This is a genomic window from Shigella sp. SIG6 (genome assembly GCF_053555815.1).
In genome coordinates this window covers 1-720 of the sequence record NZ_JBQZXC010000289.1, presented here as the reverse complement: position 1 = coordinate 720, position 720 = coordinate 1, and the positions used below count along the sequence as shown (strand labels likewise).

At 37.8% G+C, this 720-nt stretch carries 1 protein-coding gene; it reads right to left on the bottom strand.

Annotation, left to right across the window (positions count from 1 at the left end):
* A partial coding sequence (locus tag ACUU1M_RS20420) for a fimbrial protein (RefSeq protein ID WP_449144787.1) occupies positions 1-439 on the bottom strand: 439 nt, incomplete at its 3' end.
* Positions 440-720 lie beyond the last annotated feature (281 nt).

The following is a 720-nucleotide window of genomic DNA, read 5'->3' as shown; positions in this document are numbered from 1 at the left end:
AATCCGCTAACTGAATATTCGACGTTTCGGTACCGGGAGTTACCGATGTAGAACCATCTGGTAGATACATTTGTAGAGCAACATTCGTCGCTGCATCGGTAGTAGCCTGGTTGGCAAATGCTGTAGGTTGCACGCCGTCAGCCGTACCACTAAAGGTAAACGTCGCATTTTTAGTTACAGTAACATCACAGCCTTCTAAGGCAATTGGTACATCAGTTTTAACGCCAGAGACTGCTCCATTAGTTTGCAACTTGGTGGCGCTGACATTTGGCAATGTGACTACTGAATCTTTCGTCGCAGCTACCAGGGTACAAGCTGGAGCAATAACTTTACCATTAAATGTTACTGAGCCATCCGTGATAGCATTATCATCAGCAGCCATAACGCTGGACGTTGCACAGACCACAGTTATAAACGCCGTCAATACACTTTTTTTCATCGTCATCATCCTGATCTCTTCGTAAATATGATAATGCCTTTAAATGACATTAGACTTAATAATAACAATAATTGACCGCCATTTAAATCAAGCATACTAAATCCAATAGGTGACAAATCTTTAATTTATAGATTTCATGAATATTTAAATATTAACTGAACGAGTAATTCATTGATTCAACATCTAATGACTATCCAACAAATAAATATGCGTGATATATAAAGCCCTTTCTTTAGTTTATTTTCAGAAAAAGATACACAAAATTTATATTTGGCATTTTC